We start from the raw sequence: 14,926 nt of genomic DNA on the forward strand, positions 1-14,926 counted from the left end.
CAATGCTCCCGGTGACCGCTGCCGGAGGTGCCGATGACCATCGAAGCCGGGCAGCCCCTGGCGGGGCAGCCGACGTCCGCACGGCAGGCCGGGCCCAAGCGGCCCCTGGGAGGCCTCGGCCGGGCCGCCCTCGGCCGGGCCGGGCGCGCCGCCCTGCTGGCCACCGGCCGCACGCCGGTGCCGGACGCGCTCGAACCGCTGGTGCAGGCCCACCGCCGCCACCATCCGCAGGCCGACCTCGGCCTGCTCGGCCGGGCCTACCGGCTCGCCGAGGCCAGCCACCGCGGGCAGAAGCGCAAGAGCGGCGAGCCGTACATCACCCACCCACTGGCCGTCACCATGATCCTGGCCCAACTCGGCGCCGGGACGACCACGTTGGTCGCCTCGCTGCTCCACGACACCGTGGAGGACACCGAGTTGACGCTGGACCAGGTGGGGGCGGGCTTCGGGCCCGAAGTCGCCTACCTGGTCGACGGGGTGACGAAGCTGGAGAAGGTCGACTTCGGTGCGGCGGCCGAGGCGGAGACCTTCCGCAAGATGCTGGTCGCCACCGGGGACGACGTCCGGGTGATGGTCATCAAGCTCGCCGACCGGCTGCACAACATGCGCACCATCCGCCACATGAAGCCCGCCAGCCGGGTCCGGATCGCCAAGGTCACCCGGGACGTGCTGATCCCGCTGGCCGAGCGGCTGGGCATCCAGGTGCTCAAGGCGGAGCTGGAGGACATCGTCTTCGCCACCCTGCACCCGGAGGAGTACGCCCGGACCAGGGCGCTGCTGGCCGGCCGCGAGGACCACCCGGACGCCCTGCTCGCCCCGTTCGCCCTGGCGCTGGGCCGCCAGCTCGCCGAGGCCGGGGTGGCCGCCGAGGTCACCGTCCGGCCGCGGCACTGCGTCTCGCTGCACCGGGTCCTGCTCAAGCGGGACGCCGCCGCCGGGCCGGACGGGCGTCCGCAGGGGCCCCAGCCCGCCGACTTCGGCCGGGTGCTGGTGGTGGTCGAGGAGAACGCGGACTGCTACGCCGTGCTCGGCGAACTGCACACCTGCTGGACACCGCTGCCGGGCGAGTTCAAGGACTTCGTGGCCGCTCCCAAGTTCAACCTCTACCAGTCGCTGCACACCGCGGTGGCGCTGGAGGGCGGCGAGGTGGTCGAGGTGCTGGTCCGCACCCGGCGGATGCACGAGATCGCCGAGACCGGGGTGGTGGCCCTCGGCGACCCCCGCCAGCCCGGCACCGAGCCGGGCGCGGACGAGCTGGACCGGACCGACCCGGCCAGACCCGGCTGGCTCAGCCGGCTGCTGGAGTGGCAGCAGGAGACGCCCGATCCGGACGCGTTCTGGTCCGCGCTGACCGCCGACCTCGCCGGGGACCGCGAGATCACCGTCGTCACCGAGGCCGGCGAAACGCTTCAGCTGCGGGCCGGTGCCAGCTGCGTCGACGCGGCCTACCTGCTCGGCGAGGAGACCGGCCACCGATGTATCGGCGCCCGGGTCAACGGCCGGCTCACCGCGCTCTCCACCGTCCTCCAGGACGGCGACCGGGTGGCCATCCTCACCGAGCAGGGTGATCCGGCCGCCCGCCCGTCCGGCCCGGCGCCCGAGTGGCTGGCGCACGCCCGTACGCCGGCCGCCCGGCTGGCCATCGAGCGGTGGCTGGCCGACCACCCGCCGCGCGTCCCGGTGGTCCGCACCGGGCCGTCGGCCGGCCAGCCGGCACCGCCCGCGCACCGCACCGCCGAGCGCGGCGAGGCCCCGGTCACGGTGGTCGGCCGGCCCGGGGCGCCGGTCCGGCTGGCCCGCTGCTGCACCCCGGTGCCACCGGACGAGGTCAGCGGCTTCGCGATCCGCGGCGGCGCGGTCGCCGTGCACCGCACCGGCTGTCCGGCCGGGGAGCGGATGCGGGCGGACGGGCGGGGCACCCCGGAGGTCCGCTGGCGGCCCGGCGCCGCGCCGCCGTCCGGCTACCGGGCCACCCTGCGGGCCGAGGCGCTGAACCGGCCCCGGCTGCTGGCGGACCTCACCGCGGCGATCTCGGGGGAGGGCGTCGGGATCGTCTCGGCGGAGGTGGAGCCGCCGCAGGAGCTGCGGGTGCGGCACACCTACACCGTGGAGCTGCCCGAGCCGGGCGCGCTGCCCGCCGTGCTGCGGGCGATGCTCCGGGTCTCCGGGGTGTACGACGTGGGCCGGCCGTACGCCCCGGCGGGGGGCGGCGCCCGCACCCCGGCCGCGGCGACCCGCCCGGCGCCGGGCCCGGCGCCCGAGCCGGTCGCCGGCGCGGTGTCCGCACCGGTGTCCGGGCCGGTGTCCGCGCAGGGAAATGGGGATGACCCGTCGGCGCCCGGCGTGCGACCATCATGGGGAATTCACGGCCGGTCCGCGGCGTTCACTGGACACTGAACACAAGAGTCCCAGTGGGCTCCGTGGCCCTGAGGGGTAGCTCACGACTCGCCCGAGCGGTAGACGGGGCGGCAGCTGGGCAGACTCCGGGTGAGACCGTTGTGCACGGTCGCGCCCACAGGCCGTCCCACTCCTGCAGCCAAAGGACAGAATGACCTCCACGTCAGACACCCGCGACCACGCCGACGCCCCGCGCCGCTTCGACGGTCTGCGGGCGGAAGCCCTCATGGACGAGGACCTCGCGGCCATCGACGAGGACCTCGACCACCACTACGACGGCGACCAGTACGACCGCAGCGAGCGAGCCGCCCTGCGCCGTGTCGCCGGCCTCTCCACCGAACTCCAGGACGTCACCGAGGTCGAGTACCGCCAGCTCCGTCTGGAGCGCGTGGTGCTCGTCGGCGTCTGGACCGACGGCACCGTCGAGGAGGCGGAGAACTCGCTGGCCGAGCTCGCCGCCCTCGCCGAGACCGCCGGTTCCGAGGTGCTGGACGGCGTCATCCAGCGCCGCGACAAGCCCGACGCGGCCACCTACATCGGCTCCGGCAAGGCGAAGGAGCTGCGCGACATCGTCGCGGCGACCGGCGCCGACACCGTGGTCTGCGACGGTGAGCTCACCCCGGGCCAGCTGATCCACCTGGAAGACGTCGTCAAGGTCAAGGTCGTCGACCGGACGGCCCTGATCCTGGACATCTTCGCCCAGCACGCCAAGTCCCGTGAGGGCAAGGCGCAGGTCTCGCTCGCGCAGATGCAGTACATGCTGCCGCGCCTGCGGGGCTGGGGTCAGTCGCTCTCCCGGCAGATGGGTGGTGGTGGCTCCGGCTCGTCCGGCGGCGGCATGGCCACCCGTGGTCCCGGTGAGACCAAGATCGAGACCGACCGTCGGCGGATCCGCGAGAAGATGGCGAAGCTCCGCCGTGAGATCGCCGACATGAAGAAGGGCCGCGACACCAAGCGCCAGGAGCGCAAGCGCCACCAGGTGCCGTCCGTGGCCATCGCCGGTTACACCAACGCCGGCAAGTCCTCGCTGCTCAACCGGCTCACCGGCGCGGGCGTGCTGGTGGAGAACTCGCTGTTCGCCACCCTCGACCCGACGGTGCGCCGGGCGCAGACCCCGAGCGGCCGGCTCTACACCCTGGCCGACACCGTGGGCTTCGTCCGGCACCTGCCGCACCACCTGGTCGAGGCGTTCCGCTCGACCATGGAGGAGGTCGCCGACGCGGACCTCATCCTGCACGTGGTGGACGGCTCGCACCCCGAGCCGGAGACGCAGCTGGCCGCCGTCCGCGAGGTGATCGTCTCGGTCGAGGCACAGAACGTGCCGGAGATCGTGGTGATCAACAAGGCGGACGCCGCCGACCCGCTGGTGCTGCAGCGCCTGCTGCGCCGCGAGCCGCACGCGATCGTGGTGTCGGCCCGCAGCGGCCTGGGCATCGAGGAGCTGCTGAAGCTCATCGACGACGAGCTGCCGCGCCCGGCGATCGAGGTGCAGGTGCTGGTCCCGTACACCCAGGGCGGCCTGGTCTCCCGGGTGCACGCCGAGGGCGAGCTGCTCTCCACCGAGCACACCGCCGAGGGCACCCTGCTGCACGCGAAGGTGCCGGCCGAGCTGGCCGCCGAGCTGGAGCGCTACGCGGTCGCGCTGAGCTCGCAGAGCTGAGCACCGGCAGCCGACGGGCCCCGGCCTCCCCTCGCGGGAGGCCGGGGCCCGTCGTCGTCCCCGGAAGCCGGGCGCGTCCTACTTGGCGTTCTTGGAGAAGTAGTCGAAGGCCTGCTTCGCCTGGTCCTGGAGCGAGGGGCCGGCCATGTACTCGGACGGGTTGCGGTTGCCGATCGAGTTGACGCTGATCAGGTTCGGCTTGCCGTCCTTGGTGATGAACCAGCCGCCGCCGCTGGACCCGCCGGTCATGGTGCAGCCGATCACGTACATCGGCGGGCAGGCCTGGTCGAAGGAGAGCCTGACCGGCCGGACGGTGGAGTCGCAGTGGTTGAGCTCCATGCCGTCGAACGGCCGCTCGGCCGGGTAGCCGTAGGCGAAGGCCGAGGTGATCTGCTCGCGAGGGGCGTTGAACCAGATCGGGACGGAGCCGCCGACCGTCTCCTCCAGCGACTTGCCGGAGCCGTTCTCGTTGCGGACCCGGATGATCCCGTAGTCGAACTGGGAGTTGGGGCCGACACCGGTCTCCTTCACCCAGGTCGGCGCGACCAGCGCGCGGACCGCCGTCCACCGCCCGTACGGGGAGACCTGCTGCTCGGTGTACTGCCTGCCCCGGCTGGCCTGGCCGTCGCGGTTGTAGCCGGGGACGAAGACGATGTTCTTCAGCCAGCCGCCGCCCTTGCCGTCGTGCAGGCAGTGCGCGGCGGTGTAGACGAGGTTGCTGCGGCCCGGGTTGGCCGGGTCGGAGACCACGGTGCCCGAGCACATCGAGTCGCCCTCGGGCGCGGTCATGAAGATCTTGCCGACCACCGCCGTCGCCGGGCTGTACGGGTGCGGCTGCGGCCTGGCCGGGACGGCCGCCGGCGGATCGTCCCGGACGACCGTGTTCCCCGGGCTCTTGTGCGAGTACTCCGGGGTGGGCCGGCCCTTGGCGTTCTCCATCTTGGCGATCGACCAGAAGCCCTGGGCGACCTCGTTGACGAAGGCGTTCTCGCTGACGAAGCGGGCCCAGTCGTCGAGCTTCCAGCCGGCGAGGTCCTGGAGGCTGCCGGGCAGTGCGCCCGGCTTGGCGGACGCGGCGGTGGCGGCGGCGGTCGTGGCCGGGGTGGACGCGGCGTCGGCGCTGCCCGCGTCCTCCGGGCCGCAGGCGGTCGCGGTGAGCGCGAGCGCGGCGAGTACGGCGGCGGCCGTCGGCGCGGTGCGGTGCCTGGTCTTCGGCATGGTCATCGGTCCCCGTGTGGTCTTCGGCGCGGTGGCGGCTACTTCTGCTTCCTGGAGATGTAGTCCAGGGCCTGCTTGGCGACCGTCTCCAGGTACGGGCCGCTCAGCGAGGTGTGGTCCTGGGTGCCGATGGAGGTGTTGCTGACCAGGGCGGTCCGGCCGTCCGGCATCGGGGCGAACCAGCCGCCGCCGCTGGAGCCCTGGGTCATGGTGCAGCCGATGGTGAGCATCGCCGGGCGCTTGGCGTCGAAGGAGAGCCGGGTGGGCTTCCCGCCGTCGCACTTGTACAACTCCTGCCCGTCGAAGGGCTTGTAGAGCGGGTAGCCCCACGCCGAGGCGGAGATCCGGTCGCGCGGGGCGTCGAACCAGACCGGGACGGCCGCGCCGACCGTCTCCTCCAGTGACTTGCCGGTGTCGTTCTGGTTCTGCACCCGCATCACGGCGAAGTCGTACTGGTTGGCGGCGTCACCGGTGCCGCCGCCCTCGACCGTCCACTGCGGCGAGGTCACCACGTCCTTGGCCCACCAGGTGCCCAGCGGTGCCAGCTCCGCGAGCGGGGCCTTCTTGCCGCCGCTGGAGGCACCGGAGTTGTTGTAGGCGGGGACGAAGACGAGGTCCTTGTAGAAGTCGCCGCCCTTGCCCGGGTGCACGCAGTGCCCGGCGGTCCAGACCAGGTTGCTCCTGCCGGGGTGCGCCGGGTCGGCGATCACCGTGGCCGAGCAGTTGCCGCGGCCGCCGTCGGCGCTGAAGAACACCTTGCCGGACGGCTGCTTGGTGTACGGGCGGGTCACCGGCGTGGCCTTGACCGGGGCCGGGTCCGGATCGGTCACCCCGGCGTCGCCGGTCGGCTTCGCGATGGGCGGGGCCGGGTCGGCCGGCTTGGAGTCGCCCATCTTGTCCGGGTTCCAGAAGTCCTTCACCACCGGGTTGTTGAAGACGTGCTTGGAGGCCCAGTTGTCCCAGTCCTCGAACTTCCACTTCTTCAGGTCGTCCCAGCTCGTGGGCAGGCCCTCCAGCAGGCTGGTCGGGATGCCCGACGGCAGGGTCAGGCCGCCGATCACACCGCCGCCGATCACGCCGCCACCCCCGGCGGTCGTGGCGCTGCCGCTCGCCGGGGCCGGCGGAGGGGCGGCGGTGCCCCCGCCGGAGGGGCCGTCCGGCCCGCAGGCCGTCACGACGAGCAGCGTTCCGGCGGCGAGGGCCGCGGCCATGGCTGACCGGTGGATCGATGGCATGGTGTTCGCTTCCCCCTGCTGGTCATGTGCGGCGGCGGCCGACCGCCTTGGAGTCTCCCACTGGCCACCAGGACGGCGCGGGCCGACCCCCGGGTTGCGACGGCGGCCGGAGGTCACCGATCTGTGACGAACGCCCGGTTGGCTCGTTGGCACGGCAGGTCCTCCCTCCTGAGTGTTGAACTCTCACCGCTCTTCACTCGGACGAGTGAGCAGCCCTTGTGATCACCCCTCAGGGATAGCTAACCCTTACCTGACGCGACGGTGCGAGCGCCCGCCACACCCTCTCCACCACCAGCGCGCGTCCGCACCCCACGCGCCACAAGGAGCAGCCTTGAGCACCGCCGTCACCGGAGCCCCGCCCGAAGCCCCGACGCGCCACCCCGCCCCGGTCCAGCCCGCCGGGGTCCGGCCGGCCGCGGCCCGCCCGGTGCCGCCCGACCCGCTCCTCCATCCGGACCCGGCCGTCGCCGCCGAACAGGCCGGTCTGGAGGCCCTGTTGCGGTGCTGGGCCCGGGAGACCGGGGCGGTACCCGGGACGGACGGACGGCTGCGGATCGCCGTACTCGGCGGCGCCGCCCGGCTGCTCGCCCCGGTCCGCTACTGGTCGCCGGCCGGCTGGCACCGCTTCGGCCCGGCCACCCTCGCGGTCGGTGAGGGCACCGCCGCCGCCCCGGTGGACGCCGTCACCGCCGCCGCCCTGCTCGCCGCCGCGGCCGCCGACCGCCCCGACCCCGGCCAGGTCGCCGACCTCGCCGCCCGGGTGGCCGACTCGGTGGTCCGCACCGCCGACATCCTGGCCCACCGCCGCACCGCCGCCGCCCCCGGCGGGCCGGAGGGCTCGCAGTTCCTGGCCGCCGAGCAGTCCCTGCTGCTGGGCCACCCGCTGCACCCGACGCCCAAGAGCCGCGACGGCCTCGGGCCCGCGCAGAGCGCCGCGTACTCCCCGGAGCTCCACGGCTCCTTCCGGCTGCACTGGTACGCCGTCGACCGCGACCTGCTCGCGGCCGGTTCGGCGCTGACCGAGAGCGCCGACCGGATCACCGCCCACCTGCTCGGCGACCCGACCCTGGTGCCGCCCGGGACGGCCGCCCTCCCGCTGCACCCCTGGCAGGCCCGCGAGCTCGCCCTGCGCCCGGCCGTCGCGGAACTGCTCGCCGACGGGCGGCTGCGCGACCTCGGCCCGGCCGGTGACCCCTGGTACCCGACCTCCTCGGTGCGCACCGTCTACCGGCCCGGCACGCCCTGGATGCTGAAGCTCTCGCTCGGCCTGCGGATCACCAACTCCCGGCGGGAGAACCTCCGCAAGGAGCTCCACCGGGGCCTGGAGATGCACCGGCTGCTGGAGACCGGACTGGCCGCCGAGTGGCAGGCCGTCCACCCCGGCTTCGACATCGTCCGCGACCCGGCCTGGATCGGCGTCGACCACCCCGCGCTCGGCGACCCCGGCGGGCTGGACACCGTGCTGCGCGCCCAGCCGTTCGCCCCGGGCGACCGCGCCCTCTGCGTGGCCGGGCTGGTCGCCGAGCAGCCGCTCGGCACCGGCGACACCGTACCGTCGCGGCTCGGCGACACCCTGCGGGCGCTCGCCGCGCGCTGCGGACGCCCGCTGCCCACGGTGGCCGCCGAATGGTTCCTGCGCTACCTGGACGCCGTCGTCCTGCCGGTGCTCTGGCTGGACGGCCAGGCCGGCATCGCGCTGGAGGCGCACCAGCAGAACAGCCTCGTCCTGCTCGACGCCGACGGGTGGCCGCAGGGCGGCCGCTACCGGGACAACCAGGGCTTCTACTACCGGCAGAGCGCGGCCGACCGGCTCACGGCCCGGCTGCCCGGGCTCGGTGCCCGGAGCGACACCTTCCTGGCCGACGAGGTGATCGACCACCACTTCGCCTACTACCTCGGGATCAACCACGTCCTGGGCCTGATCGGCGCCTTCGGCTCGCAGCGGCTGGCCGACGAGTCGGTGCTGCTGGCCGCCCTGCGCGGCTTCCTGTCCGGACCGCGCGTCGCGGCCACCGGGTCCGCGCTGCCCGCGCTCCTGCTGGACGCCGCCACGCTGCCCTGCAAGGCCAACCTGCTCACCCGGATCAACGGCCTGGACGAGCTGGTCGGGCCGGTGGCCACGCAGTCCGTCTACGTCGACATCCCCAACCCGGTGGCCGGCGCGTGAACTCCCGCCCGAGCGGCTCCGACGACGATTGCGGTACCGGTGAAGGTCTTGAGGACGTTTCCGGTGAGGGCTCCGACGACGTGTCCGCCGAGGGCTCCGACGGTGTGACCGCCGAAGGCGCCGACGGTGTGACCGGCCGGAGCCCGATGGCCACCGGCGCGGGGGAGTTCCGGCTCCGCCCGGTCCGGCTGCCCGCCGACCTGGAGCTGCTCGCCGGGTGGATGAACGACCCCGAGACCGCCGCCTTCTGGGAGCTCGCCGGGCCGCCCGCCGTCACCGAACGGCACCTGCGGGCCCAGCTCGACGGCGACGGCCGCAGCCTGCCCCGCCTGGGGCTGCTCGACGGCGCCCCGATGAGCTACTGGGAGATCTACCGCGCCGACCTCGACCCGCTCGCCGCGCACTACCCGGCCCGGCCCCACGACACCGGCGTCCACCTGCTGCTCGGCCCCGCCGACTGCCGGGGGCGGGGCCTGGGCGCGACCCTGCTCGCCGCGCTGGCCGACCGCATCCTGCGGGCGCGGCCGCGCTGCCGGCGGGTGGTCGCCGAGCCCGACGTCCGGAACCTGCGCTCGATCCGTGCCTTCGAGCGGGCCGGCTTCACCCGGGCCGCCGAACTCGACCTGCCCGACAAGCGCGCGGCGCTGATGGTCCGCGACCGCGGTCCGGACCGGCCGGGCCGGGTGCCGCCGGACCGAGCCCCCGCCGCCCGGCCGCCCGCCGCCTGACCGCGCCCCCTCCGCCGCCCGCCCGCGACCGACCCCGCCGAGGACACCTCCGACTCCATGGACACCCCAGCAGCCCCACCCGCGCCGTACGACCTGCTCGGCGTCGGCATCGGCCCGTTCAACCTCTCGCTCGCCGCGCTGGCCGAACCCGCCCCCGGCCTGCGCACGCTCTTCTGCGACCAGCGCCCGGAGTTCCGCTGGCACCCCGGGATGCTGGTCGACGGGGCCCGGATGCAGGTCCCCTTCCTCGCCGACCTGGTCTCCCTGGTCGACCCGACCAACCGCTGGTCCTTCCTCAACTACCTGCGCGAGCAGGGCCGGCTCTTCCCGTTCTACTTCGCCGAGCGCTTCCAGCTGCCCCGCCGGGAGTACGACCACTACTGCCGCTGGGCGGCCGAACGGCTCGGCAACTGCCGCTTCGGCACCGAGGTCACCGCGCTGCACCGGGACGGCGCGCTGTACCGGGCCGAACTCCGCGACACCGCCACCGGCCGGCGCACCGAGGTGCACGCCCGCAACCTCGCGCTCGGCGTCGGCACCCGGCCGGTCCTGCCCGAGGCCTTCACCGCCCTCGACGGCCACCCCCGGGCCTTCCACTCCGCCGACTACCTGGACCGCCGGGAGACCCTGGACGACGCGCGCGACATCACCGTGGTCGGCAGCGGGCAGTCCGGCGCGGAGGTCTTCCTCGACCTGCTGCGCCGGGTGGGGGAGGGCGTCCGGCTGCGCTGGCTCACCCGCACCCGGGCGCTGGCGCCGATGGAGTACTCCAAGCTCGGGCTGGAGCACTTCACGCCCGACTACACCCGCTACTTCCACGGCCTGCCCGGGCCCGTCCGGGACACCCTGGTCGAGGCGCAGTGGCAACTGCACAAGGCCGCCAGCGCCGAGACCCTCGCCGAGATCCACGACCACCTGTACGAGCGGACCATCGGCCGGCCGATCGATGACGCCCCGGTCGAGATCACCCCCGGCACGGCCGTCACGGACGCCCGGACCGGTCCCTGCGGTGGTCTCGAACTCCGCTGCCGGCACGGTGACTCGGGCGTCGAGCACGTGCTGCGCACCGACGCCGTGGTGCTCGCCACGGGGTACCGCGCCGCCCGCCCGGCCGCCCTGGAGCCGCTCGCCCACCTGATCGACTGGGACGCGGCCGGGCGCTACCGGGTCGACCTCGACCACCGGGTCGCGACCCTCCCCGACCTCGTCGGCGGACTGTACGTACAGAACGCCGAGTTGCACACTCATGGCGTCGGCACTCCCGATCTCGGGCTCGGCGCCCACCGGGCCGCCGTGATCCTCAACGCCGTCGCCGGCCGGACGGTCCACCGGCTTCCCGAACGCACCGCCTGGACCGGCTTCGCACCACCCGTCACCCCAGTCACCCCCGGTGGCTCCACCGGCCCTGCCGCCCCCGCCATGGGCGACGTCCCCGCCACCGCGGACGTCCCCGCCGTTCCGCGACCCCAGGAGTGGACCCGTGCCGCAACCGCCGGCCGCTGAACCCCCGCTGTACCTGCCCCCGCAGCTCACCGCCGGGCACTGGGCGCGGGCCGGCCGCACGCTGCTGGCCAAGATGCTCGGCGAGTTCGCCTACGAGGAGCTGATCACCCCCGTCCCCGACGGCCCCGACGGCTACCTGCTCCGGCTGCCCGAGGCCGAGTACCGCTTCACCGCCGGCCGCGGCGCGTACGGCGGCTGGCAGGTCGTCCCGGACTCGGTGCGCTGCTCCCGGCCGGACGGCCTGGACCCGCTGCGCTTCCTCCCCTACGCCCGGCACACCCTCGGGCTGCGCGGCGACACCACCGGCCACCTGATCCGCGAACTCACCGCGACCCTGATCGCCGACGCCCACCAGCTCGCCACCGCGCTCACCGCCGCCGAGCTCGCCGACCTCGGCCACCCCGAGCTGGAGGGCCGGCAGGGCGGGCACCCCTGGATCGTCCCCAACAAGGGCCGGCTCGGCTTCTCCGCCACCGACGCCGCCCGCTGGGCCCCGGAGGCGCGCACCCCGCGACCCCTGCCCTGGATCGCCGTGCACCGCCGGCTGGCGCAGTACCGCGGCGTTCCCGGCGTCGCCGAGCCCGAGCAGCTGTACGCGCGCGAGCTCGACGACCCCGCCGCCCTGCGCGCCGTCCTCGGCCCGGACGCCGACGACTACCTGCTGCTGCCGGTGCACCCCTGGCAGTGGGACGAGACCGTCGTCCCGCTGTTCGCCCCGTGGATCGCGAGCGGTGAGATCGTCCCGCTGCCCACCGACGGCGACCTGCGGCTGCCCCAGCAGTCCATCCGCTCCTTCTTCAACCGGAGCCGGCCCGACCGCTGCACCGTCAAGCTGCCGCTCGCCATCCTCAACACCCTGGTCTGGCGCGGCCTGCCCACCGAGCGCACGCTGGCCGCGCCCGCCGTGACCGCCTGGATCCACGGGATCCGGCAGGCCGACCCCTTCCTGCGCGACGAGTGCCGGATCGTGCTGCTCGGCGAGATCGCCTCCGTCACCGTCGACCACCCGCTCTACCGGGAGCTGCCGGAGGCGCCCTACCAGTACAAGGAACTGCTGGGCGCGATCTGGCGCGAGCCGCTCGGACCCTGCCTGGACGGCGGCGAGCGCGCCCGCACCCTGGCGGCGCTGCTGCAGACCGGCTCCGACGGGCGGGCGCTGGCCGCCGAGCTGATCGCCCGCTCCGGCCTCACCCCCGCCGCGTGGACCGCCCGGCTGTTCGCGGCGATGCTCCCGCCGCTGCTGCACTTCCTCTACCGGTACGGCCTGGTCTTCTCCCCGCACGGGGAGAACGCCATCGTGGTCTTCGACGAGCGGGACGCCCCGGCCCGGCTCGCGGTCAAGGACTTCGTCGACGACGTCAACCTGAGCGACCAGGACCTGCCCGAGCTGCGCGAGCTGCCCGCCGAGGTGGCCGAGGTACTGCTGCGCGAGGACCCGCAGGGCCTCTGCCAGTTCCTCCACTCCGGCCTGTTCATCGGCGTCTACCGCTACCTCGCCCCGCTGCTGGAGGCGCAGACCGGACTGCCCGAGGCCGAGTTCTGGGCCCTGCTGCGGGCCGAGATCCTGCGCTACCAGGAGCGCTTCCCCGAGCTGCGCGAGCGGTTCGAGCTCTTCGACCTGTTCCGCCCGCGGATCGACCGGCTCTGCCTCAACCGGAACCGGCTGCTGCTGGACGGTTACGGGGACCGCCCACACCGCCCGCACGCGGCCAGGCACGGCACCGTGCCCAACGCGCTGGCCGCCGCGGGAGCCGCGGTGCCGCACGGCCGGCGGGACCGGATTGTCACCCCCGCCCCGTAGGCTGGGTGGGTCATGACGAACGACTCCGAATCCCAGCTCCCCGCCGACGACGAGGCCGACGGGTCGGCCGCCGCCGGCGCGGTCGAGGCCGTCCCGCGGGCCCAGCTCCCCGAGCTGCTGCACGCCGCCGTGGCCGCCGTCGGCGGCGTCGAGCGCCCCGGCCAGGTCAGGATGGCCGAGGCCGTCGCCGACGCCGTCGACAACGGCGAGCACCTGCTGGTGCAGGCCGGCACCGGCACCGGCAAGTCCCTCGCCTACCTGGTGCCGGCCCTCGCCCACGGGGACCGCGTGGTGGTCGCCACGGCCACCCTGGCGCTCCAACGCCAGCTGGTCGAGCGGGACTTGCCGCGGACGGTGGAGGCTCTGCACCCGGTGCTGCGCCGCCGCCCGCTGTTCGCGATGCTCAAGGGCCGCTCCAACTACCTCTGCCTGCACCGGGCCAACGAGGGCACCCCGAGCGAGGAGGGCGAGGGCCTCTTCGATCCGGTGGACGCCCTCGGCGGCCCCACCGGCAAGCTCGGCCAGGACGTCCTGCGGCTGCGCGAGTGGGCGGACGAGACGGAGACCGGCGACCGGGACGACATGAGCCCCGGCGTCTCCGACAAGGCCTGGGCCCAGCTCTCGGTCACCTCCAAGGAGTGCCTGGGCGCCACCCGCTGCGCGTACGGGCAGGAGTGCTTCGCCGAGAAGGCGCGGGAGCGCGCCAAGCTGGCGGACGTCGTGGTCACCAACCACGCGATGCTGGCGATCGACGCCATCGAGGGCGCGCCGGTGCTGCCGGAGCACGAGCTGCTGATCGTCGACGAGGCGCACGAGCTGGTCAACCGGGTCACCGGCGCGGCCACCGCCGAGCTGACCGTCGGCGCGGTCAACCGGGCGGTCAAGCGCGCGGCCAGGCTGGCGAACGAGAAGGCGGTGGACGCCCTCCAGGGGGCCGCGGAGAACTACCACGGCCTGATGGAGACCGCCCAGCCCGGCCGGGTCGAGGAACTGCCCGAGTACCTGGCGTACGCGGTCACCGCGATCCGGGACGCCAGCCGGCAGGTGATCACCTCGCTCGGCGAGACGCGGGACAAGGCGCTCACCGACGAGGACGCGGTGCGCAAGCAGGCGATGGCCTCCGCCGAGGCGCTGCACGAGACGGCCGAGCGGCTGCTGGCCGACTCCGAGTACGACGTGGTCTGGATCGAGCGCAGCGACCGGTACGGCCTGGGCACCGCCTCGCTGCGGGTCGCCCCGCTGAGCGTCTCCGGGCTGCTGCGGGAGGGCCTCTACAAGGAGCGCTCGGTGGTGCTCACCTCCGCCACGCTGAAGCTCGGCGGGGACTTCACCGGCGTCGCCGCCTCGGTCGGCCTGCCCTCGGAGGCCCGGCTGCCGGACCAGCGCACCGAGGGCGACGCTCCCGAGGCCGCCTCCGGCGAGGACGCGGTGCCGCACTGGCGCGGCATCGACGTCGGCTCGCCGTTCAAGTACCCCAAGCAGGGCATCCTCTACGTCGCCCGGCACCTGGCCGACCCGGGGCGGGACCCGGAGCGCCCCGACATGCTGGACGAACTCGCCGAGCTGATCGGCGCGGCCGGCGGGCGGACGCTCGGCCTGTTCTCCTCGATGCGCGGCGCCCAGGCCGCCGCCGACGCGATGCGCGAGCGGCTGGACAACCGGATCCTGCTCCAGGGCGAGGACACCCTGGGTGAGCTGATCCGCGAGTTCGCCTCGGACGCGACCACCTGCCTGTTCGGCACGCTCTCGCTCTGGCAGGGCGTGGACGTGCCCGGCTCGGCCTGCCAGCTGGTGGTGATGGACCGGATCCCGTTCCCGCGCCCGGACGACCCGCTGATGAGCGCCCGCCAGCGGGACGTCGAACAGCGCGGCGGGAACGGCTTCATGGCCGTCGCGGCCACCCATGCCGCGCTGCTGATGGCGCAGGGCGCGGGCCGGCTGGTCCGCGCGGCGGACGACCGCGGTGTGGTGGCGGTGCTGGACCCGCGGGTGGAGACCAAGCGGTACGGGAGCTTCTTCCGCTCCTCGATGCCGGAGTTCTGGTACACCACCGATCGCAACCAGGTGCGCCGCTCACTGGCGGCGATCGACGCCTCCGCGGCTCCGGTGCGGCCGGTGGTCAAGCGGGGCTGAGGCGTCGGTCGCCCCGAGAGGCGGCCGCCGCCCGGGCACACCGGAGGGGCTCCCCGCACCGTGCGGTGGAGCCCCTTCCCGGTG

The 14,926-nt window shown here is 74.5% G+C and carries 9 protein-coding genes; 7 read left to right on the forward strand and 2 right to left on the reverse strand.

Going from position 1 to position 14,926, the window contains the following annotated elements; all coding sequences use genetic code 11:
* Positions 1–33: 33 nt before the first annotated feature.
* Together ACZ34W_RS24830 and hflX are read left to right on the forward strand one after the other, a co-directional pair.
* Positions 34–2,397, forward strand: a complete 2,364-nt coding sequence (locus ACZ34W_RS24830) for a RelA/SpoT family protein (protein WP_465607162.1) — start codon at positions 34–36, stop codon at positions 2,395–2,397.
* 151 nt (positions 2,398–2,548) lie between these two features.
* Complete coding sequence (gene hflX / locus ACZ34W_RS24835; RefSeq protein WP_329489832.1) at positions 2,549–4,057, forward strand: GTPase HflX; 1,509 nt, start codon at positions 2,549–2,551, stop codon at positions 4,055–4,057.
* 78 nt (positions 4,058–4,135) lie between these two features.
* Here hflX and ACZ34W_RS24840 read toward each other — a convergent pair whose 3' ends face one another.
* Together ACZ34W_RS24840 and ACZ34W_RS24845 are read right to left on the reverse strand one after the other, a co-directional pair.
* Positions 4,136–5,281: a trypsin-like serine peptidase gene (locus ACZ34W_RS24840; RefSeq protein ID WP_465607165.1), complete on the reverse strand. Its 1,146-nt coding sequence runs from the start codon at positions 5,279–5,281 to the stop codon at positions 4,136–4,138.
* 32 nt (positions 5,282–5,313) lie between these two features.
* Positions 5,314–6,510 (reverse strand): trypsin-like serine peptidase, encoded by a 1,197-nt coding sequence (locus tag ACZ34W_RS24845; protein WP_465607167.1) that lies wholly within the window; start codon positions 6,508–6,510, stop codon positions 5,314–5,316.
* Between the two features lie 331 nt (positions 6,511–6,841).
* Here ACZ34W_RS24845 and ACZ34W_RS24850 point away from each other — a divergent pair, with 331 nt between their 5' ends.
* The 5 genes from ACZ34W_RS24850 (at position 6,842) to ACZ34W_RS24870 (ending at position 14,842) form a co-directional block, all read left to right on the forward strand.
* Positions 6,842–8,677 carry an IucA/IucC family protein gene (locus tag ACZ34W_RS24850; RefSeq protein WP_465607169.1) on the forward strand — a complete coding sequence of 612 codons (1,836 nt, stop codon included), beginning with the start codon at positions 6,842–6,844 and terminating at the stop codon, positions 8,675–8,677.
* Between the two features lie 104 nt (positions 8,678–8,781).
* Positions 8,782–9,405 carry a GNAT family N-acetyltransferase gene (locus tag ACZ34W_RS24855; RefSeq protein WP_465607171.1) on the forward strand — a complete coding sequence of 208 codons (624 nt, stop codon included), beginning with the start codon at positions 8,782–8,784 and terminating at the stop codon, positions 9,403–9,405.
* 57 nt (positions 9,406–9,462) lie between these two features.
* Positions 9,463–10,908 carry a lysine N(6)-hydroxylase/L-ornithine N(5)-oxygenase family protein gene (locus ACZ34W_RS24860; protein WP_465607173.1) on the forward strand — a complete coding sequence of 482 codons (1,446 nt, stop codon included), beginning with the start codon at positions 9,463–9,465 and terminating at the stop codon, positions 10,906–10,908.
* Positions 10,886–12,709 carry an IucA/IucC family protein gene (locus tag ACZ34W_RS24865; protein WP_465607175.1) on the forward strand — a complete coding sequence of 608 codons (1,824 nt, stop codon included), beginning with the start codon at positions 10,886–10,888 and terminating at the stop codon, positions 12,707–12,709. The genes ACZ34W_RS24860 and ACZ34W_RS24865 overlap by 23 nt, the downstream gene beginning before the upstream one ends.
* A gap of 12 nt (positions 12,710–12,721) precedes the next feature.
* On the forward strand, positions 12,722–14,842 hold the full coding sequence (locus ACZ34W_RS24870; RefSeq protein WP_465607177.1) for an ATP-dependent DNA helicase: 2,121 nt from the start codon (positions 12,722–12,724) through the stop codon (positions 14,840–14,842).
* Positions 14,843–14,926 lie beyond the last annotated feature (84 nt).

It is taken from the genome of Kitasatospora sp. NPDC022856 (assembly GCF_055561235.1).